14 protein-coding genes, 3 tRNA genes and 2 rRNA genes are annotated in these 19,850 nt (G+C 47.3%); 15 read left to right on the top strand and 4 right to left on the bottom strand.

Annotated features, from left to right (window positions below; genetic code table 11):
* The first annotated feature begins 43 nt into the window (after window positions 1-43).
* The 4 genes from atpG (at window position 44) to glmU (ending at window position 4,304) form a co-directional block, all read left to right on the top strand.
* Complete coding sequence (gene atpG, locus VIC_RS01935) at window positions 44-910, top strand: F0F1 ATP synthase subunit gamma (RefSeq protein ID WP_006957444.1); 867 nt, start codon at window positions 44-46, stop codon at window positions 908-910.
* 35 nt (window positions 911-945) lie between these two features.
* Window positions 946-2,349 carry a F0F1 ATP synthase subunit beta gene (gene atpD / locus VIC_RS01930; protein WP_006957443.1) on the top strand — a complete coding sequence of 468 codons (1,404 nt, stop codon included), beginning with the start codon at window positions 946-948 and terminating at the stop codon, window positions 2,347-2,349.
* An 18-nt stretch (window positions 2,350-2,367) separates the two neighbouring features.
* The gene (locus VIC_RS01925) at window positions 2,368-2,790 is read left to right on the top strand and encodes a F0F1 ATP synthase subunit epsilon (RefSeq protein WP_006957442.1); all 423 of its coding nucleotides are present in this window, start codon (window positions 2,368-2,370) and stop codon (window positions 2,788-2,790) included.
* A gap of 152 nt (window positions 2,791-2,942) precedes the next feature.
* Window positions 2,943-4,304 carry a bifunctional UDP-N-acetylglucosamine diphosphorylase/glucosamine-1-phosphate N-acetyltransferase GlmU gene (gene glmU / locus VIC_RS01920; protein WP_006957441.1) on the top strand — a complete coding sequence of 454 codons (1,362 nt, stop codon included), beginning with the start codon at window positions 2,943-2,945 and terminating at the stop codon, window positions 4,302-4,304.
* A gap of 45 nt (window positions 4,305-4,349) precedes the next feature.
* Here glmU and VIC_RS01915 read toward each other — a convergent pair whose 3' ends face one another.
* Window positions 4,350-5,090, bottom strand: a complete 741-nt coding sequence (locus VIC_RS01915; RefSeq protein WP_006957440.1) for an amino acid ABC transporter permease — start codon at window positions 5,088-5,090, stop codon at window positions 4,350-4,352.
* Between the two features lie 91 nt (window positions 5,091-5,181).
* Here VIC_RS01915 and VIC_RS01910 point away from each other — a divergent pair, with 91 nt between their 5' ends.
* The gene (locus tag VIC_RS01910; protein WP_006957439.1) at window positions 5,182-5,958 is read left to right on the top strand and encodes a transporter substrate-binding domain-containing protein; all 777 of its coding nucleotides are present in this window, start codon (window positions 5,182-5,184) and stop codon (window positions 5,956-5,958) included.
* A gap of 46 nt (window positions 5,959-6,004) precedes the next feature.
* Here the strand turns inward: VIC_RS01910 and punC are convergent, their stop codons facing one another.
* Entirely contained in the window at window positions 6,005-7,204 is a 1,200-nt protein-coding gene (gene punC / locus VIC_RS01905) for a purine nucleoside transporter PunC (protein ID WP_006957438.1), read from the bottom strand.
* A gap of 141 nt (window positions 7,205-7,345) precedes the next feature.
* Between punC and punR the strand changes: the two genes are divergently transcribed.
* Entirely contained in the window at window positions 7,346-8,263 is a 918-nt protein-coding gene (punR, locus tag VIC_RS01900) for a DNA-binding transcriptional activator PunR (RefSeq protein WP_006957437.1), read from the top strand.
* 152 nt (window positions 8,264-8,415) lie between these two features.
* Window positions 8,416-10,035: a diguanylate cyclase gene (locus VIC_RS01895; RefSeq protein ID WP_050778589.1), complete on the top strand. Its 1,620-nt coding sequence runs from the start codon at window positions 8,416-8,418 to the stop codon at window positions 10,033-10,035.
* Window positions 10,036-10,107: 72 nt separating this feature from the next.
* On the opposite strand, the gene fadA is transcribed toward VIC_RS01895, so the two are convergent.
* Window positions 10,108-11,283 carry an acetyl-CoA C-acyltransferase FadA gene (gene fadA, locus VIC_RS01890; protein ID WP_006957435.1) on the bottom strand — a complete coding sequence of 392 codons (1,176 nt, stop codon included), beginning with the start codon at window positions 11,281-11,283 and terminating at the stop codon, window positions 10,108-10,110.
* A gap of 12 nt (window positions 11,284-11,295) precedes the next feature.
* Complete coding sequence (gene fadB / locus VIC_RS01885) at window positions 11,296-13,467, bottom strand: fatty acid oxidation complex subunit alpha FadB (RefSeq protein WP_006957434.1); 2,172 nt, start codon at window positions 13,465-13,467, stop codon at window positions 11,296-11,298.
* 257 nt (window positions 13,468-13,724) lie between these two features.
* Here fadB and VIC_RS01880 point away from each other — a divergent pair, with 257 nt between their 5' ends.
* The 8 genes from VIC_RS01880 to VIC_RS01845 form a co-directional block, all read left to right on the top strand.
* Window positions 13,725-14,348, top strand: a complete 624-nt coding sequence (locus VIC_RS01880) for a YigZ family protein (protein WP_006957433.1) — start codon at window positions 13,725-13,727, stop codon at window positions 14,346-14,348.
* A 45-nt stretch (window positions 14,349-14,393) separates the two neighbouring features.
* Window positions 14,394-15,851, top strand: a complete 1,458-nt coding sequence (locus VIC_RS01875; RefSeq protein ID WP_006957432.1) for a TrkH family potassium uptake protein — start codon at window positions 14,394-14,396, stop codon at window positions 15,849-15,851.
* A gap of 9 nt (window positions 15,852-15,860) precedes the next feature.
* Window positions 15,861-16,388 (top strand): menaquinone-dependent protoporphyrinogen IX dehydrogenase, encoded by a 528-nt coding sequence (gene hemG, locus VIC_RS01870; RefSeq protein WP_006957431.1) that lies wholly within the window; start codon window positions 15,861-15,863, stop codon window positions 16,386-16,388.
* Between the two features lie 466 nt (window positions 16,389-16,854).
* Window positions 16,855-18,407 (top strand): 16S ribosomal RNA (locus tag VIC_RS01865).
* An 89-nt stretch (window positions 18,408-18,496) separates the two neighbouring features.
* Window positions 18,497-18,572 (top strand) — tRNA-Glu (locus VIC_RS01860).
* A gap of 2 nt (window positions 18,573-18,574) precedes the next feature.
* A tRNA-Lys gene (locus tag VIC_RS01855) sits at window positions 18,575-18,650 on the top strand.
* A gap of 30 nt (window positions 18,651-18,680) precedes the next feature.
* A tRNA-Val gene (locus VIC_RS01850) sits at window positions 18,681-18,756 on the top strand.
* 375 nt (window positions 18,757-19,131) lie between these two features.
* Window positions 19,132-19,850, top strand: a 23S ribosomal RNA gene (locus VIC_RS01845); the annotation flags it as partial.

The raw sequence follows: 19,850 nt of genomic DNA, 5'->3' as shown, positions 1-19,850 counted from the left end.
TAGGTCGGTGGCAGTCTCTGCCACCAACTAATGGAGAGTAACGATGGCCGGCGCAAAAGAGATACGTAATAAAATCGGTAGTGTGAAAAGCACTCAGAAAATTACGAAAGCGATGGAAATGGTAGCAGCTTCAAAAATGCGTCGTTCTCAAGATGCAATGGAAGCTTCTCGTCCATACGCTGAAACAATGCGTAAAGTGATCGGTCACGTGGCAAACGCAAATCTAGAGTACCGTCATCCGTACCTAGAAGAGCGTGAAGCGAAGCGAGTTGGTTACATCATCGTTTCTACAGACCGCGGCTTGTGTGGTGGTTTGAACATTAACGTGTTCAAGAAAGCTGTTATAGACATGCAAGCTTGGAAAGAGAAAGGTGCTGAAGTGGAACTAGCAGTCGTTGGTTCTAAAGCAACAGCATTTTTCAACAACAGTGGCGCTAAAGTCGCTGCGCAGGTTTCTGGTCTGGGCGATAGCCCAAGCTTAGAAGACCTAATCGGTTCTGTAAGCGTAATGCTGAAGAAATACGATGAAGGTGAACTGGACCGTCTGTATGTAGTGTTCAACAAATTTGTGAACACCATGGTTCAAGAACCAACGATCGATCAATTGCTACCTTTGCCTAAATCAGATAGCGAAGAAATGCAGCGTGAGCACTCATGGGACTACATCTATGAACCTGAGCCACAACCTCTGCTAGATGCACTATTAGTGCGTTACGTAGAGTCTCAGGTATACCAAGGTGTGGTTGAGAACCTTGCTTGTGAGCAAGCGGCTCGAATGATTGCGATGAAAGCTGCAACAGACAACGCCAGCAACCTGATTGAAGACTTAGAACTTGTGTACAACAAAGCCCGTCAGGCTGCGATTACACAAGAACTGTCTGAAATCGTTTCAGGTGCTGCAGCGGTTTAAGCTTAGGTAAAACGAAATAGTTTAGAGGATTAACGATGGCTACAGGTAAGATCGTACAGATCATCGGTGCGGTAGTCGACGTAGAGTTCCCACAGAGCGAAGTACCTAGTGTATATGACGCTCTAAACGTAACGGACTCAAAAGAGCGTCTAGTTCTTGAAGTTCAACAACAGCTAGGCGGTGGCGTAGTTCGTTGTATCGTAATGGGTAGCTCTGATGGTTTACGTCGTGGAGTTGAAGTGGTTAACACTGGCGCTCCAATTTCGGTACCAGTAGGTACTAAGACCCTAGGTCGTATCATGAACGTTCTAGGTGACGCGATTGACGAGTGTGGTGAGATCGGTGCAGAAGAGACTTACTCTATTCACCGTGAAGCACCAAGCTACGAAGAGCAATCAAACGAAACAGCTCTACTAGAAACTGGCGTGAAAGTAATCGACCTAGTTTGTCCATTCGCTAAGGGTGGTAAAATCGGTCTATTCGGTGGTGCAGGTGTAGGTAAGACCGTTAACATGATGGAACTTATCAACAACATCGCACTACAACACTCTGGTCTATCTGTATTTGCAGGTGTTGGTGAGCGTACTCGTGAAGGTAACGATTTCTACTTTGAAATGCAGGAAGCGGGCGTTGTAAACGTTGAGAAGCCTGAAGAATCAAAAGTAGCGATGGTTTACGGTCAGATGAACGAGCCACCAGGTAACCGTCTACGTGTTGCACTGACTGGTCTAACAATGGCTGAGCGTTTCCGTGACGAAGGTCGTGACGTTCTACTGTTCGTTGATAACATCTACCGTTACACACTAGCGGGTACAGAAGTATCAGCACTTCTAGGTCGTATGCCATCTGCGGTAGGTTACCAGCCTACTCTAGCAGAGGAAATGGGTGTACTTCAGGAGCGTATCACGTCAACTAAGCAAGGTTCTATCACGTCTGTACAGGCGGTATACGTACCTGCGGATGACTTGACTGACCCGTCTCCTGCAACAACGTTCGCGCACTTGGATGCAACGGTTGTACTTAACCGTAACATCGCTGCGATGGGTCTATACCCAGCGATCGACCCACTAGATTCAACGTCTCGTCAGCTTGACCCTCTAGTTGTAGGTCAAGAGCATTACGACATCGCTCGTAACGTTCAGCAGACACTTCAGCGCTATAAAGAGCTGAAAGACATCATCGCGATCCTAGGTATGGACGAGCTATCTGAAGAAGATAAGCAAGTTGTATCTCGTGCACGTAAGATTGAGCGTTTCCTAACTCAGCCTTACCACGTAGCGGAAGTATTCACTGGTGACCCAGGTATCTACGTACCTCTTAAAGAGACTCTACGTGGCTTCAAAGGTCTACTAGCTGGTGATTACGACGACATTCCAGAGCAAGCGTTCATGTACTGTGGTGCAATTGACGATGCTATCGAGAATGCGAAGAAGCTATAAGGCTAACTAGGAGGCGATATGGCACCAATAACCTTTCACCTAGACGTGGTAAGCGCTGAGAAGAAAATCTTCTCTGGTCGTGTTGAAACGTTTCAGGTGACCGGTAGCGAAGGTGAGCTGGGTATTTTCCACGGCCACACTCCGCTACTGACCGCTATCAAGCCTGGTATGGTGCGTATTGTGAAACAGCACGGCCACGAAGAAATCATTTATGTTTCTGGTGGTATGGTGGAAGTTCAGCCAGGTACAGCGACTGTACTGGCTGATACGGCTATCCGTGGTGAAGAACTAGACGCAGCGAAGGCAGAAGAAGCCAAGCGTCGCGCTGAGGAGAGTATCCAGAATCAGCACGGCGATATGGACTTCGCTCAAGCGGCCAGTGAGCTGGCGAAAGCCATTGCTCAGCTACGTGTTATCGAGCTGACAAAAAAACGCCGTTAATTTAATTACGGTGTTTTAAAAATGATAAAGGCGGTCATATGACCGCCTTTTTGCTTAATTTTTAACAGAAATTTTTCCAGATCAATTAACTAATTCTTGATTAGTGTCTAGAATACCCCTCAGTTTTACAACAAGCACATATAGGTTACTGAATGAAATTTAGCGCGGTGATCCTCGCAGCGGGTAAAGGAACTCGCATGTACTCGAACAAGCCAAAAGTACTGCATACCTTGGCGGGTAAACCCATGGCCAAACACGTGATTGATACCTGTTCTGGTTTAGGCGCGCAGAATATTCATTTGGTTTACGGCCACGGCGGTGATCAGATGCAGGCTGAGCTGGCAGAGGAGTCCGTGAACTGGGTTCTGCAAGCTGATCAGCTAGGGACAGGACACGCGGTGGATCAGGCTTCTCCTCAGTTTGAAGATGACGAGAAGATCCTTGTTCTTTATGGTGATGTACCGTTGATCTCAGAAGAGACAATCGAAAGCCTATTGGATGCACAGCCTACAGGTGGTATTGCGCTGCTGACGGTCGTACTGGATAACCCGATGGGATATGGACGTATCGTACGCAAGAATGGCCCTGTTGTTGCCATCGTTGAGCAGAAAGATGCGACTGAAGAGCAGAAGCTGATCAAAGAGATTAATACTGGTGTAATGGTTGCTACTGGCGGTGATCTTAAGCGTTGGTTATCTGGCCTGAACAACAATAACGCTCAGGGTGAATATTACTTAACAGATGTGATTGCCGCGGCTCATGATGAAGGCCGTGCAGTGGAAGCTGTTCATCCAGTAAACCCAATTGAAGTAGAAGGCGTTAACGACCGTGCTCAGTTAGCTCGTTTAGAGCGTGCTTTTCAGTCTATGCAAGCTCAAAAACTGCTAGAACAGGGAGTGATGTTACGCGATCCGGCACGTTTTGATCTGCGCGGTGAGTTGCAGTGTGGTATGGATTGTGAAATCGATACCAACGTCATCATTGAAGGCAAAGTAACCTTGGGCGACAACGTGATCATTGGTACTGGAAGTGTACTGAAAGATTGTGAAATCGATGACAATAGTGTCATTCGCCCTTACAGTGTGATTGAAGGCGCGACGGTTGGTGAAGAGTGTACAGTTGGCCCGTTTACACGTTTACGTCCTGGTGCTGAGATGCGCAACGACTCTCATGTAGGCAACTTTGTTGAAGTGAAGAATGCACGCATTGGCGAGGGTTCTAAAGCTAACCATCTGACCTATTTGGGTGATGCGGAAATTGGTCAACGCACAAACATCGGTGCGGGCACAATCACCTGTAACTATGACGGTGCGAATAAGTTTAAGACCATCATCGGTAACGATGTGTTTATTGGCTCTGACAGTCAGCTGGTGGCTCCTGTTACTATCGCGGATGGTTCAACCGTCGGCGCTGGCACGACATTAACTAAAGACGTTGCAGAAGGAGAGTTAGTGATTACTCGCGCGAAAGAGCGCAAAATCACAGGCTGGCAGCGCCCAGTGAAACAAAAGTAAACCTCAATTATTAAAAAACGCCGCTTATTGCGGCGTTTTTTATAGCTAGTTACTTGGAATAGCAATACGTTGCTCTAGCCATCTTACTGCCTGCGATACCAACAGAATTAAAATCAGATACTCCAGGACCAGAAAGGTATAAATCTCAAGAGGCAAATACTCATTGACCACCAGCTCATTTGCCCGCCGCGTTAAATCACTCAGTCCAATCACGCTGACCAACGAGCTCATTTTCAATATGTAGACGAACTGGTTACCTAGTGGTGGCAGGATTTGTCTAAATGCTTGTGGAAGTATGACCAGGCGCATTTTTTGCCAGTAATTCAGTCCGAGTGACTCTGCAGCCTCGTGCTGCCCCTTGGCAATGGATTGGATCCCACCGCGAAAAACTTCCGCCATGAAAGCACTTTCTGCAACTGTCAGGGCGATGACACCTGCCCAAAAATGATCGAGTGAGATATCCAGCAGTGTCGGTAGGCCATAATAGACCCACAATAGCAGTACCAGCACAGGAATCGATCGGATGACCTCAACATAAACTCTATTGAGACCATTGAGCCACCTTGCGTTTGATAATGAAGGTAGGGCGACCAATAAACCTATCAGCATTGCCAAAGTCATGCTCAGAAGAGAAATTGTGATGGTGTCGTAAAAGCCGGCACTCAGAAACTTCAGGTTTGTCTGGCCTTGCTCCGTTGAAGGATCGAGTACATACCAGCCCCATTGATAGTCACTACAGCCGGTGAGAAGGAGAATGGTTGCCAGCCAGAAATAACGATAGGTCACATTACATCCTGTATTGTCTAAAAAAACTGCTTTGTTGCTGCTATGTTAGCAGTGAACTATCACAGAGCGTAATAACTTTAAGGAAGATTAAATGAACAAGTTCATCCTAGCACTCGGACTGTGTATTTTATCAATCGGTCAGGCGGCCGCCGAGACCAGCCGACTCCATGAGATTCTTGATAGCGGGGTGTTACGAGTAGGGACGACCGGGGACTGGAATCCGATGACGATGAAAGATCCAGCTACCAATAGCTATAAAGGCTTTGATATCGACGTGACCACTGAGCTAGCCAAAGATTTAGGCGTCAAGGTTGAATATGTTGCAACGGATTGGAAAACACTGGTCAACGGCATTACCGCCAATAAGTACGACATTACGGGCAGTGCCTCTCTGAATATGTCTCGCGCTAAGGTAGCAGGCTATAGCCAACCTTATTTCTACTTGGCTTTCGTTCCTGTGGTACAGAAAAAAGATCTGCAAAAGTTCTCAGACTGGAGCGATTTTGACAAGGCAGAGGTAAAAGTTGCAGCTACGTTGGGTACGGTGCAAGAAAAGATGGTGAAAGAATTCTTTCCTTCGGCAAAACACATTGTGATTGAAGCGCCAGCACGAGATTTCCAAGAGTTATTAGCTCGCCGTGCAGATGTATCCGTGACATCGAACGTTGAAGCGGCTACGTTAGTCGAGAAGTTTAAACAACTGGCTATTGTGCCTGTAAAAGAGCCGCGCAAACCTACCCCAATTGCGATGCTGCTACCGCAGGACGACCAAGTATGGATTAACTACATTAACCACTGGGTAGAACTGAAAAAGACCCAAGGCTTTTTCAAACAAACTGCTGAGAAGTGGGGATTGAAGAGCAAGTAATTGCTTTGTAGAAAAAGAGCCGCACAACGCGGCTCTTTTTAATTGGTTACTCGTCACTGACGACACGAGAATTGTCGGGGGCGGTAAACTGTTCTGACAATTGACGGTTAGAAACAATGTAACCAAGCCATAGACCACTCATACAAATCACGATAGCGATACCCGTGACTACTTGAGCTTGGCTCGCCATCGCCGCGACTAACGCACTGGCGAGACTGCTGACGCAGATCTGCAAGCTATTTTGCAGCCCTGCTGCAGTGGCTGGGCTCTGCTTAGCGCTGGCCAATGCACGGTTGACGACAATCGGATAAAGCGCACCGTTAGCAACGGCAATCAAGCAGAAGGGTGCAAGAATCGGCCAGATGGATGTTAGCTGCCATTGTGAGGCGATAAACACGAGCAGTGAAGCGACACTGAATAAACCAATCAACTGACGCAGTACTTTTTCATCCCCATATTTGGCCACCCCTTTTTTACCTAAGTAACCACCAGCCATAAAGGCGATCGTCTGCGGAATAAAACTTAGACCGATATCTTTGGCTTCGTAGCCAAGCTGAGCCATTATTTCCGGCATACCGGTCAGGTACGCGAAGAATGCAGCTGACGCCGTCGCAAACATCATAACGTTGCCCAAATAAGTCTTTGAGCCTACTAGCGCTTTGATGTCTGAACTCATGCTAGTCTGCTTAGCTGGCTCCTTTTCATTGCTTTGTGCCATCGTCGTGGCTACCAGCAATAACCCCATTAGCGTCAGGGCAACAAAAATACTGTGCCAGCCGAAGTTATCTGCCAGAACAACACCCAACTGCGGTGCTAAAGCGGGAGACAGTGCCACTAACGGCATAATGGTGGCGAAGATTTGTTGGCTGCTGCCGGAGTAACGTTTGATGACCATGGCTTGCCAGATAACTGCAGGAGCGCAGACGCCGATGGCCTGAATGAAGCGCAGTGTCAGTAATTGCCAGACTTGATCACTGAAAGCAAGACCAAAAGAGGCCACGGTAAACAAACCTAAACCTGCGGCTAGCGTATTTCGATGGCCAAATTTGTCCGATGCCAGTCCCCATAAAAGCTGGCCAATCGCCATACCGACCAGAAATACAGTTAATGAGAGTGCAATTTGTTCTGGACCAGTAGCAAAGTCACCTTCCATTGCTTTGAAAGCGGGTAAGTACATATCTGTAGCAATAAAACCTAGCATTGATAACGAGGCTAAATAGAAAAGTTGTAATTTAGAAATTTTCATCATCTTTCCATTCAAAAAAATTCACTGATTGTTATAAGTTGTCACCAACCTTTTTATTAACTTTGCTATTCTATTTTTCGTGATAGTGAAATTGAAACGCTAAAATTTGCGGTTATTCATCAAAAAATTTGAAAGGTTGTTATGAGTGTATTTTCTCAAACTTCGTTAGAGCTGGTGGATACGGTGGCTCGCCTAGGCAGTTTTACAGCGGCAGCGGAGGTCTTGCACAAAGTACCATCTGCCATCAGCTACAGTATTCGCCAAATGGAACAGGAATTGGATGTGGTGCTGTTTCGTCGTTTACCCAGAAAGGTGGAACTGACGCCCGCGGGTGAAGTGTTTCTTGAACAAGCAAGGGCAATGCTTCGACAGATGGAAGAAGTGAAAGCGCAAACCAAGCGTGCGGCGCATGGCTGGCAAAAAACACTCAAACTGACTTTAGATAATGTCGTTAAACTGGAGCGCCTCAAGCCATTAATAGAGGATTTTTATCAGACCTTTCCTTATGCTGAGCTGCAGATCAATATGGAAGTGTTCAACGGTTCTTGGGAAGCCATCTCTCAGGGCAGAGCCGATATTGTTATTGGTGCGACGTCGGCGATTCCCGTTGGTGGAGATTTTGAAGTCCGGGATATGGGAATCCTAGATTGGGCATTTGTCGCTTCACCTAGCCACGCTTGTGTACGCCAGCAAAATCTGACTGAAGAGTTTGTCAGTCAGTTTCCGGCGATCTGCCTTGATGATACCTCTAATGTGCTGCCCAAACGTCACACTGGTCATTATCCTCACCAGCGCCGTTTGCTGCTGCCTAACTGGTATAGTGCCATTGAGTGCTTAAAAAATGGTGTTGGGGTGGGCTATATGCCGCGTCATATCGCGATGCCATTGATCCATGAAGGTCAGTTGGTTGAGAAGTTATTACCAGATGACAAGCCGATCAGCCGTTGTTGCCTAGTTTGGCGCAAAGATGACAATCACAAATTAATTCAGTGGATGGTGGACTACCTTGGTAGCGGGGATAAGTTACACAACGACTGGCTGCGTTATGCATCAAATTGAACCAGATTCAAATTGTTAATGTTAGCAGATTGTTATTTACAAGCGGCTTGATACTATCCAATACATGATTCTGTAAATTGTTAAGGTACTGCAGTTTGAGGATAGTAGACAAAAAATGGCAGGTACTGCCTATTTTGACCTTGTCGGTTTCTATGCTGGTTGGGTTGTACGGTTTTTACATCACCTTGGAACGTTTAGTCATAGAGCGCGAACGTTCTCACCTCATTTCGCTGATGTCGGATGTCATTTATGTCATTCGTGAAGACAGCGCCAAGTTCACTCCTGAGTTAGATGTTGATGACTACATTGGCGATCTGACCCAAGCAAATACGCAAATGCGCATTCAGGTGATTGATCCTTCTGGTTTGGTTATCGCCGATACTGACTTATCCGATCACGCGTTAGCGCGAGTAGAAAATCATGCTAACCGTCCTGATTTCCAGCAAGCGCTGGAAACCGGTGAAGGCAGTGATGTTCGCTTCAGTACGGTGACATCAACGGATCGCATCTACTACTCGAAAAAAGAAAGCATCAATGGCAATGACTTTGTGATTGTTTTGTCTTCGCCTATGTACCACTTAAAGCAGATGACTTTTGAGCTGATGACCATTCTGACGATTATGGTCATACTCAGTATCGGCTTTTTGGTCGGTACCTCCTATCTCAGCAATCGACGAATCAACCTACGGGTTGAAGAAGAACAAACTAAGCAAGATGAGCGAATTCGCCAGCGTACCAATGAGATTGAATTGATGCATCGGCTCGCCAATATGCTTGCCGCCTGCAACAACATGGTTGAAGCGCAGAAAATAGTCTCCGATGTCCTACCGAGAATTCTTGGCAATGTGAATGGTAGCGTGTCGCTGATGCGTGCGTCGCGTAATCAGCTTGTGACTCAGCTAGACTGGGGGGAAGAGTGGCCAGGTAGTCGCAGCTTTGCTCCCGATGAGTGCTGGTCATTACGCAAAGGGCGGGTGTATCAATCTAATGATGAATTCCACACTTTATCTTGTGAACATATGGAAAACGTGGGAGACAATCAAACCCTATGTATCCCACTTACGGCACACGGAAATACCATAGGTATCATGCATCTCTATTTTGGTTCGAGTGAGGTTGAGATCGATGAGATTACTGAACAGCTGGCATTCAGCGTGGCTGAACATTTAGGCTTAGCATTAGCGAATTTGAGTCTCCAAGAGAAATTGCGCTCTCAGGCATTGAGCGATCCATTAACGGGTCTGTTTAATCGTCGATTCTTCGAGCAAAAACTGACTGAGCATGCGATGAACTCGGCAACGTCAGAGCAGCCGCTGTCATTGTTGATGCTTGATTTAGACCACTTTAAACGCTTTAACGATAACTTTGGTCATGATGCTGGAGACTTTGTTCTCAAAGAAATCAGCGCCTTGCTGAAGCGTAGTGTCGGGGATGATGAAATTGCCTGCCGTTTAGGCGGTGAAGAGCTGGCGGTGTTGTTACCGCAATCGAATATGAAGCAGGCGACTGAGTTTGCCAATACTCTTTGTGAAGCAGTGCGCTCACTGCACCTGGAACATAAAGGCTTATCTTTGGGTCAGCTTGGTGTGTCGATTGGTGTCTCAACGTATCCAAAGCCGTCCTCAGATATGGAGTCTCTAGTCAAGATGGCTGATCAGGCTCTGTATATGGCAAAAGATTTAGGTCGAAGCCGAGTCGTAAACTATGACGAATACCGGACACATAAGAAGCCCGGCCTAGAAGTGGTAGAGCTGGAAGAAAACCCAGCTTAGAATTTAGGTAAATAAATTCAGGTAAATAAAAAGGCCAGCATTTGCTGGCCTTTGTTATGTTAAGCAACGCGCCTATGGGCGTTCAAATACAGTCGCAATGCCTTGACCCAGACCGATACACATGGTCGCTAAACCATACTTGGCGTCTTTTGACTCCATCAAGTTGATCAGTGTGGTTGAGATGCGTGAACCAGAACAACCTAATGGGTGACCTAGTGCAATGGCACCGCCATTGAGGTTAACCTTCTCATCCATCACATCTAGCAGACCTAGATCTTTCGCACATGGTAGCGATTGTGCTGCAAAAGCTTCGTTAAGCTCAACCACATCCATATCTTCAATTGACAGGCCTGCGCGTTTTAGAGCTTTTTGCGTTGCAGGTACTGGGCCATAGCCCATGATAGAAGGATCGCAGCCCGCAATCGCCATCCCTTTGATACGAGCTCGAATTGTAAGTCCGAGTTCATTGGCTTTGTCTTCGCTCATGATCAGCATTGCAGACGCACCATCTGAAAGTGCGGATGACGTACCTGCTGTGACTGTACCATTCGCAGGGTCAAATACAGGACGAAGCTGAGAAAGCCCTTCTACCGATGTTTCTGGACGAATCACCTCATCGTGGTCTAGCGTGAACAAGGTTCCGTCTGCAGCGTGACCTTCTGTTGGCAAGATTTCGCTTTTAAAACGACCCTCAACCGTAGCAGCGTGAGCGCGAGCATGAGAGCGTGCCGCGAATTCGTCTTGCTGCTCACGACTAATGCCGTGCAGCTTACCTAGCATTTCGGCTGTCAGACCCATCATGCCGGCTGCTTTCGCGACGTTTTTAGACATACCAGGATGGAAGTCGACACCGTGATTCATCGGTACGTGGCCCATGTGCTCAACACCGCCAATCAGGCAGATTTCTGCATCACCTGTCATGATAGCGCGAGTCCCGTCATGCAATGCTTGCATGGAAGAACCACATAGGCGGTTGACGGTCACTGCACCAATCTCAATCGGTAGTCCCGCTAGCAAGGCGGCATTGCGGGCGACGTTGAAGCCTTGTTCTAGTGTCTGCTGAACACAGCCCCAGTAGATGTCTTCAATTTCGCTCGGATTAACCTGAGGATTACGAGCCAGAATGCCTTTCATCAAATGGGCTGATAAATCTTCAGCTCGTGTGTGTCGGAAAGCGCCACCTTTAGAGCGCCCCATTGGTGTACGCAGACAATCTACGACAACGACGTTTCTTGTTTGTAAAGCCATGTGGGAATCTCCTTAGATAGAACCGTGTTGCTGAGTGCCATAGAAGGTTTCGCCTTTGGCAGCCATATCAATCAGCATTTGTGGAACCTGATACATAGCACCAAGATCTTGGTGCTGCTCTGCCATCGCAACAAATTCAGCGATGCCCACACTATCTAGGTAGCGGAACACACCGCCACGGAATGGAGGGAAGCCCAGACCGTATACCAATGCCATGTCAGCTTCCTGTGGAGAAGCTATAATGCCTTCCTGCAAACACAGCACGACTTCGTTGATCATTGGAATCATCATACGTTGAATGATGGTCTGATCATCGAACTCTTGAGCTTGGCTGCATACCTCAGACAAAATCGGTAAAATCTTGTCACTAAAGGCTTTTTTCGGTTTACCGCGTTTATCTACGCTGTAGCTATAGAACCCGCTGCCATTCTTCTGGCCGTATTTGTTGACGTCGAACAGAGCATCAATCGCATCGCGAGATGACTTACCCATGCGCTCAGGGAAACCTTGCGCCATGACTTCCTGGGCGTGGTGTGCGGTATCAATACCCACCACGTCCAGTAGGTAAGCAGGGCCCATTGGCCAGCCAAACTGGCGCTCCATGATTTTGTCGACTTTAGTAAAGTCCGCGCCATCACGAAGTAGCATGCTGAAACCGCCAAAGTACGGGAAGAGTACGCGGTTAACGAAGAAGCCTGGGCAGTCATTGACGACGATTGGCGATTTACCCATCTTAGCGGCGTAAGCAACAACGCGATTGATGGTTTCATCGGAGGTGTGCTCACCACGGATGATCTCAACGAGAGGCATACGATGCACGGGGTTGAAGAAGTGCATACCACAGAAATTTTCTGGGCGCTGAAGCGACTTAGCCAGCAAGTTAATTGGGATCGTTGAAGTATTGGAAGTGATAACAGTATCTTCGCTGACCTGTTGTTCTACTTCACTCAATACCGCGGCTTTTACTTTCGGGTTTTCTACCACGGCTTCAACAATCACATCCGAATTTTCAATCCCCGCGTAATGCAGGCTAGGAGTAATTGATGCCAGAATACCTGCCATCTTAAATCCATCGATACGGCCGCGTGACAAGCGCTTATTAAGCAGCTTGGATGCCTCTGTCATACCGAGGTCTAAAGATGCCTGAGCGATGTCTTTCATCATAACCGGCACGCCTTTCAGGGCTGACTGGTAAGCAATACCGCCACCCATAATGCCAGCGCCGAGCACGGCAGCGCGTGCAGTCTGTTTGTTGGCGTGTTTTGCCGCTTTCTTGGCAATACCTTTGATGTACTGGTCGTTAAGGAAAAGGCCAACCAATGCTTTCGCTTCTTCGGACTTAGCCAGTTTGATGAAGTACTTACGTTCAATATCTAGGGCTTCGTTACGTGCAAAGCGTGAACCTTCCTCGATGGCGATGACCGCTTTCATTGGCGCAGGGTAATGTGGGCCTGCTTTTTGTGCCACTAGGCCTTTCGCCATCGTGAAGCTCATCATCGCTTCTAACTTACTCAGGGTAAGTGCAGAGGTTTTTTGTTTACGGCGCTGCTGCCAATCAAGCTTCTCATTAATCGCTTGTGTGAGCGTTGCTAGCGCTGATTCATACAGTGATTCACTGTCGACAACAGCGTCTAGCAAGCCAATTTTTAGTGCTTCGTCTGCGCGGCAAGCTTTACCTTGTGTGATGATTTCCATTGCACTGTCAGCACCAATGACGCGAGGTAGGCGTACACAGCCGCCAAAGCCTGGCATGATACCGAGCTTAGTTTCTGGTAAGCCAATGCTGGTGGTTTTGTCACCAATGCGCATGTCAGTAGCAAGTACACACTCACATCCGCCGCCAAGAGTATGGCCTTTCAGCACAGAAATGGTTGGTACTGGCAAATCTTCAAGCTTATTGAAGATGCTGTTAGCAAACTGCAGCCACTTATCGAGTTCGGCTTCTTCTTTGGCAAATAGGCCTAAGAATTCGGTGATGTCTGCGCCGACAATGAAAGCATCTTTATCTGAAGTCAGTAATAGACCTTTTAGACCCTGATGTGCATTCAGTGCATCGAGAGCTTTATCGAGTGATTCCAGTGTGGCTAGATCGAGCTTGTTGACAGAATTTGGTGAGCAGAAACTTAGCTCAGCGATACCGTCGTGTAATTCCTTTACCTGTAGGGTTTCGGCTTGGTAAATCATTATCTATCTCCATGACATACAATCTTGGGATTGCGCGTATACCGGCCTCAAGCGCACGGCTTGCGGGCCAGCATATAGAAATGTCGCTTTATTTTTATTCTGGTTAGACCAGTTATTTTAGTGTGGACTCAGCCAGAATTAAATTCAATACATTTTTTAAACAAGTGTTTAACATTGTGCGCTGTGGCCGATCTTTTAAGGGCTCTTATTAGGCGAGCATGATAAACTGACATGATAGTAAAAAGTGACCCTATAGTATGAACGACCAGCCCTACCTTATTCCTGCTCAACTTGCTCTATTTGAAGAAGAAATTAAGAAAAGTGTATTTATTACTCAGCTAGCGCATACCCCTTCGATAGAGGCTGCCAAGGCGTTTGTCGAGCAGGTAAAAGCTCAGCACTCAGATGCGAGGCATAACTGCTGGGGATTCGTAGCAGGTCGGCCAGAAGACTCTATGAAATGGGGATTCAGTGACGATGGCGAACCTTCAGGGACGGCAGGCAAACCCATTTTGGCTCAACTGTCTGGTTCTGGAGTGGGCGAGATTACTGCAGTGGTGACCCGATACTCTGGTGGAATCAAACTTGGTACGGGTGGCTTAGTAAAAGCGTATGGCGGCGGTGTCCAGCAGGCGCTCAAGTCTCTTCAAACAATTGAGAAAAAAATAACCACAAAGCTATTAGTGGAGTTAGACTATGGCTTTATTGCTATTGTTCAGGCCTTACTGCCGCAATTTAGCGCGCAAGAAGTGGAGACTGACTATAGTGAACAAGTAAAGATGGTCGTGGAAATCGAGCTTCGCTATGTGAGTGACTTTACCCAAACCATAATCAATAAAAGTGGTGCCAAAGCCTTGGTGACCCCTTTAGACGGAAAATAAAGATAATCAGGAAGTCGGAAGCTCAGCTTCAGTAATCATCAATTCATGCAGTTTCGTTCAATTATTCGGATTGTCGGGCTATTGCTCGCCCTTTTTAGTGTCTCAATGCTAGCTCCAGCGCTGGTCGCGTTAATCTATCGTGACGGTGCGGGTGTGCCATTTGTCACGACTTTCTTTGTCCTGTTTATCTGTGGTGCCATTTGCTGGTGGCCCAATCGTCGCCACAAGCATGAACTTAAAGCACGCGATGGTTTTCTGATCGTAGTTCTGTTCTGGACGGTTATTGGCAGCGCCGGATCGATCCCATTTTTACTATCTGATAACCCGAATGTGTCGGTGACCGATGCCTTTTTTGAATCGTTCTCCGCTCTAACGACGACGGGAGCTACCGTCATTGTCGGCCTTGATGAGTTGCCTAAAGCCTTGCTCTTCTATCGGCAGTTTCTTCAATGGTTCGGCGGGATGGGAATCATTGTACTTGCTGTGGCAATTCTGCCCGTACTAGGCATTGGTGGTATGCAGCTTTATCGCGCTGAGATTCCTGGGCCAGTTAAAGACAGTAAAATGACGCCTCGAATTGCTGAAACCGCGAAAGCGCTGTGGTACATCTATCTGAGCTTAACGATCGCGTGTGCCTTGGCATTCTGGTTGGCGGGTATGACGCCGTTTGACGCCATTGGCCATAGCTTTTCGACCATCGCGATTGGTGGCTTCTCAACCCATGACGCTAGTATGGGCTACTTTGATAGCTATGCGATTAACATGATTACCGTGGTGTTCTTGTTAATCTCGGCATGTAACTATTCTTTGCACTTTGCCGCGTTTGCATCCGGTGGTGTCCATCCTAAATACTACTGGAAGGACCCTGAGTTTCGCGCTTTCATCTTTATACAAGCACTACTCTTTGTCGTGTGCTTCCTTATCCTGCTGAATCACCATTCCTACGATTCCGTCTATGATGCGTTCGATCAGGCGCTGTTCCAGACGGTGTCTATCTCAACCACAGCCGGCTTTACGACAACTGGCTTTTCAGAGTGGCCTCTATTTCTACCTGTATTGTTACTGTTTTCTTCCTTTATAGGAGGTTGTGCGGGTTCAACGGGTGGCGGTATGAAAGTCATACGTATCTTGTTGCTCACCCTGCAAGGGGCGCGTGAGTTAAAGCGTTTAGTACACCCGAGAGCCGTCTATACCATCAAAGTTGGCGGGACCGCCTTGTCTCAACGTGTGGTCGATGCGGTATGGGGTTTTTTCTCCGCTTACGCGCTGGTTTTTGTAGTATGTATGCTGGGTTTGATTGCAACAGGCATGGATGAGCTAAGCGCTTTCTCTGCTGTGGCAGCAACACTCAACAACCTTGGGCCAGGTTTAGGAGAGGTGGCGTTGCATTTCGGCGATGTGAATGACAAGGCCAAATGGGTACTCATTGTCTCTATGCTATTTGGGCGCCTTGAGATCTTTACTTTATTGATTCTACTAACTCCGACTTTTTGGCGAAGCTAAGGAGCTTTCGTGACTAAAGCACTATTTCTCTATTCTTCTCGTGAAGGCCAGACAAAAAAGATTCTTCGATATATTGAGCAAGAGCTTTCACACCTGACTGTGGAAACACTCGATTTGCACAGCGCAGAGCACATCGACTTCGAGCAATACGACAAAGTGTTGATCGGTGCTTCAATACGGTACGGGCATTTGAACAAGCGCTTATATCAATTTATTGAGCGACACAAAGAGAAACTGGAGTCCGGTAAGGTCGGTTTTTTCTGCGTGAATTTAACCGCCAGAAAAGAAGACCAAGGTAAAGATACGCCGGAAGGCAGTGCTTACATCCGCAAGTTCTTAGTCAAATCGCCTTGGAAGCCGGAACTGATAGGTGTGTTTGCTGGTGCGCTTTATTACCCTCGCTATAACTGGTTCGATAAAGTGATGATTAAGTTCATCATGAGTATGACTGGCGGCGAGACCGACACCAGTAAAGAAGTTGAATATACCAACTGGAAAAAAGTCGCCTTATTTGCCCAAAAGTTTAGCAATTTGTGAAAATAAGGTTGGAATTTGGCTGCTTGGGCTTAAATATTAACCGAAAGGCAAAAAAACGTAAAAAAATGCATAAAAGGGGTTGCCAAGATTATTTCGATCTCTATAATGCCCCCTCGCTGACACGGGAACGCTTCGAAGCTTATGTTTCGAAACAATAAAACTCAGTTAGCAAGGTCGATTAGCCAAGTGGAAACGCTTGAAAATAAGTTTGAAAAAAGTGGTTGACACTAAACTTTATCTCGCTAAAATGGCCGTCCGTTTTGAGTAAGGCTTAAAACGAAAGCTCTTTAACAATATAAACCTATCAATCTGTGTGGGCACTCGTTGATGATAATCCAATTCGATACTTCGGTATCAAATTAGGTTTCAATGATACGAAGTGACCATTGAATCTTCGGATTCAGCACAGTCAATTCAAACATTACTTTATGTAATGTTCAGTATTCATTGAGCCGAACAAAATCTTAAATTGAAGAGTTTGATCATGGCTCAGATTGAACGCTGGCGGCAGGCCTAACACATGCAAGTCGAGCGGAAACGAGTTATCTGAACCTTCGGGGAACGATAACGGCGTCGAGCGGCGGACGGGTGAGTAATGCCTGGGAAATTGCCCTGATGTGGGGGATAACCATTGGAAACGATGGCTAATACCGCATAATAGCTTCGGCTCAAAGAGGGGGACCTTCGGGCCTCTCGCGTCAGGATATGCCCAGGTGGGATTAGCTAGTTGGTGAGGTAATGGCTCACCAAGGCGACGATCCCTAGCTGGTCTGAGAGGATGATCAGCCACACTGGAACTGAGACACGGTCCAGACTCCTACGGGAGGCAGCAGTGGGGAATATTGCACAATGGGCGCAAGCCTGATGCAGCCATGCCGCGTGTATGAAGAAGGCCTTCGGGTTGTAAAGTACTTTCAGCAGTGAGGAAGGTGGATGTGTTAATAGCGCATTCATTTGACGTTAGCTGCAGAAGAAGCACCGGCTAACTCCGTGCCAGCAGCCGCGGTAATACGGAGGGTGCGAGCGTTAATCGGAATTACTGGGCGTAAAGCGCATGCAGGTGGTTTGTTAAGTCAGATGTGAAAGCCCGGGGCTCAACCTCGGAATAGCATTTGAAACTGGCAGACTAGAGTACTGTAGAGGGGGGTAGAATTTCAGGTGTAGCGGTGAAATGCGTAGAGATCTGAAGGAATACCGGTGGCGAAGGCGGCCCCCTGGACAGATACTGACACTCAGATGCGAAAGCGTGGGGAGCAAACAGGATTAGATACCCTGGTAGTCCACGCCGTAAACGATGTCTACTTGGAGGTTGTGGCCTTGAGCCGTGGCTTTCGGAGCTAACGCGTTAAGTAGACCGCCTGGGGAGTACGGTCGCAAGATTAAAACTCAAATGAATTGACGGGGGCCCGCACAAGCGGTGGAGCATGTGGTTTAATTCGATGCAACGCGAAGAACCTTACCTACTCTTGACATCCTCAGAAGAGACTGGAGACAGTCTTGTGCCTTCGGGAACTGAGAGACAGGTGCTGCATGGCTGTCGTCAGCTCGTGTTGTGAAATGTTGGGTTAAGTCCCGCAACGAGCGCAACCCTTATCCTTGTTTGCCAGCGAGTCATGTCGGGAACTCCAGGGAGACTGCCGGTGATAAACCGGAGGAAGGTGGGGACGACGTCAAGTCATCATGGCCCTTACGAGTAGGGCTACACACGTGCTACAATGGCGCATACAGAGGGCGGCCAACTTGCGAAAGTGAGCGAATCCCAAAAAGTGCGTCGTAGTCCGGATTGGAGTCTGCAACTCGACTCCATGAAGTCGGAATCGCTAGTAATCGTAGATCAGAATGCTACGGTGAATACGTTCCCGGGCCTTGTACACACCGCCCGTCACACCATGGGAGTGGGCTGCAAAAGAAGTGGGTAGTTTAACCTTCGGGGGGACGCTCACCACTTTGTGGTTCATGACTGGGGTGAAGTCGTAACAAGGTAGCGCTAGGGGAACCTGGCGCTGGATCACCTCCTTATACGATGATTACTCACGGTGAGTGTCCACACAGATTGATGGTTTATGTAGTTTAAGAGAACGAAGATATCCCAATATCTTCAACTTAGTGTCCCGTTCGTCTAGAGGCCTAGGACACCGCCCTTTCACGGCGGTAACAGGGGTTCGACTCCCCTACGGGATACCATTGGGTCGTTAGCTCAGTTGGTAGAGCAGTTGACTTTTAATCAATTGGTCGCAGGTTCGAATCCTGCACGACCCACCATTCTTCTCCACGAAGAATTAAAACTTATGTGGGCGATTAGCTCAGTTGGGAGAGCACCTGCCTTACAAGCAGGGGGTCACTGGTTCGAGCCCGGTATCGCCCACCATTCTCTAAGTATTTTTGGATTCAAATTTCCAAACCACTTCAGTAATACGTACGTGGTTGGATTTTTGCCGCTGAAAGTCTTTAGAAAATGTAACTTCCTTGTGAAGAAACATGCTCTTTAACAATTTGGAAAGCTGACGAATAACAACAATCCCCATCTCTTTGAGATGCGTTGTTATTCAATAAAAGTTCTCAAATCCTAATTCTTTGAATTAGGTACCAACACACATTCAAGTGTTCTTGGCTTTTTGTTTTCACTTTTTATAAAAAAGTAAAGTAAAAAGATATTTGAGTCCGGCAAAATCGAGTCTGCATCATGTTTAAATAATGGCAGACAACTTTGGTTGTTTGACTAGAAGACCCTTTGGGGTTGTATGGTTAAGTGACTAAGCGTACACGGTGGATGCCTTGGCAGTCAGAGGCGATGAAGGACGTATTAACTTGCGATAAGCCCAGATTAGACAGTAAAAGTCATTTGAGTCTGGGATTTCCGAATGGGGAAACCCACCTGCATAAGCAGGTATCATTACCTGAATACATAGGGTAATGAGGCGAACCGGGGGAACTGAAACATCTAAGTACCCCGAGGAAAAGAAATCAACCGAGATTCCGAAAGTAGCGGCGAGCGAAATTGGATTAGCCCTTAAGCCTATAATGCGTCAGGTGAAAGTTCTGGAAAGTTCTGCGATACAGGGTGATAGCCCCGTAACCGACAGCGCATTTTAGGTGAAATCGAGTAGGGCGGGACACGTGATATCCTGTCTGAATATGGGGGGACCATCCTCCAAGGCTAAATACTACTGACTGACCGATAGTGAACCAGTACCGTGAGGGAAAGGCGAAAAGAACCCCTGTGAGGGGAGTGAAATAGAACCTGAAACCGTGTACGTACAAGCAGTAGGAGCACCTTCGTGGTGTGACTGCGTACCTTTTGTATAATGGGTCAGCGACTTATATTCAGTAGCAAGGTTAACCATCTAGGGGAGCCGTAGAGAAATCGAGTCTTAACTGGGCGTCGAGTTGCTGGATATAGACCCGAAACCAGGTGATCTAGCCATGGGCAGGTTGAAAGGTTGAGTAACATCAACTGGAGGA

It is taken from the genome of Vibrio coralliilyticus ATCC BAA-450 (genome assembly GCF_000176135.1).
In the GTDB taxonomy this organism is placed as follows: domain Bacteria; phylum Pseudomonadota; class Gammaproteobacteria; order Enterobacterales; family Vibrionaceae; genus Vibrio; species Vibrio coralliilyticus.
The sequence above is the reverse complement of the archived record's forward strand: the minus strand, read 5'-3'. Positions and strand labels throughout refer to the sequence as shown.

Coding starts and splice junctions, on each gene's coding strand:
- atpG (WP_006957444.1), top strand. CDS start 44: ATGGCCGGCGCAAAAGAGATACGTAATAAAATCGGTAGTGTGAAAAGC.
- atpD (WP_006957443.1), top strand. CDS start 946: ATGGCTACAGGTAAGATCGTACAGATCATCGGTGCGGTAGTCGACGTA.
- VIC_RS01925 (WP_006957442.1), top strand. CDS start 2,368: ATGGCACCAATAACCTTTCACCTAGACGTGGTAAGCGCTGAGAAGAAA.
- glmU (WP_006957441.1), top strand. CDS start 2,943: ATGAAATTTAGCGCGGTGATCCTCGCAGCGGGTAAAGGAACTCGCATG.
- VIC_RS01910 (WP_006957439.1), top strand. CDS start 5,182: ATGAACAAGTTCATCCTAGCACTCGGACTGTGTATTTTATCAATCGGT.
- punC (WP_006957438.1), bottom strand. CDS start 7,204: ATGAAAATTTCTAAATTACAACTTTTCTATTTAGCCTCGTTATCAATG.
- punR (WP_006957437.1), top strand. CDS start 7,346: ATGAGTGTATTTTCTCAAACTTCGTTAGAGCTGGTGGATACGGTGGCT.
- VIC_RS01895 (WP_050778589.1), top strand. CDS start 8,416: ATGCTGGTTGGGTTGTACGGTTTTTACATCACCTTGGAACGTTTAGTC.
- fadA (WP_006957435.1), bottom strand. CDS start 11,283: ATGGCTTTACAAACAAGAAACGTCGTTGTCGTAGATTGTCTGCGTACA.
- fadB (WP_006957434.1), bottom strand. CDS start 13,467: ATGATTTACCAAGCCGAAACCCTACAGGTAAAGGAATTACACGACGGT.
- VIC_RS01880 (WP_006957433.1), top strand. CDS start 13,725: ATGAACGACCAGCCCTACCTTATTCCTGCTCAACTTGCTCTATTTGAA.
- VIC_RS01875 (WP_006957432.1), top strand. CDS start 14,394: ATGCAGTTTCGTTCAATTATTCGGATTGTCGGGCTATTGCTCGCCCTT.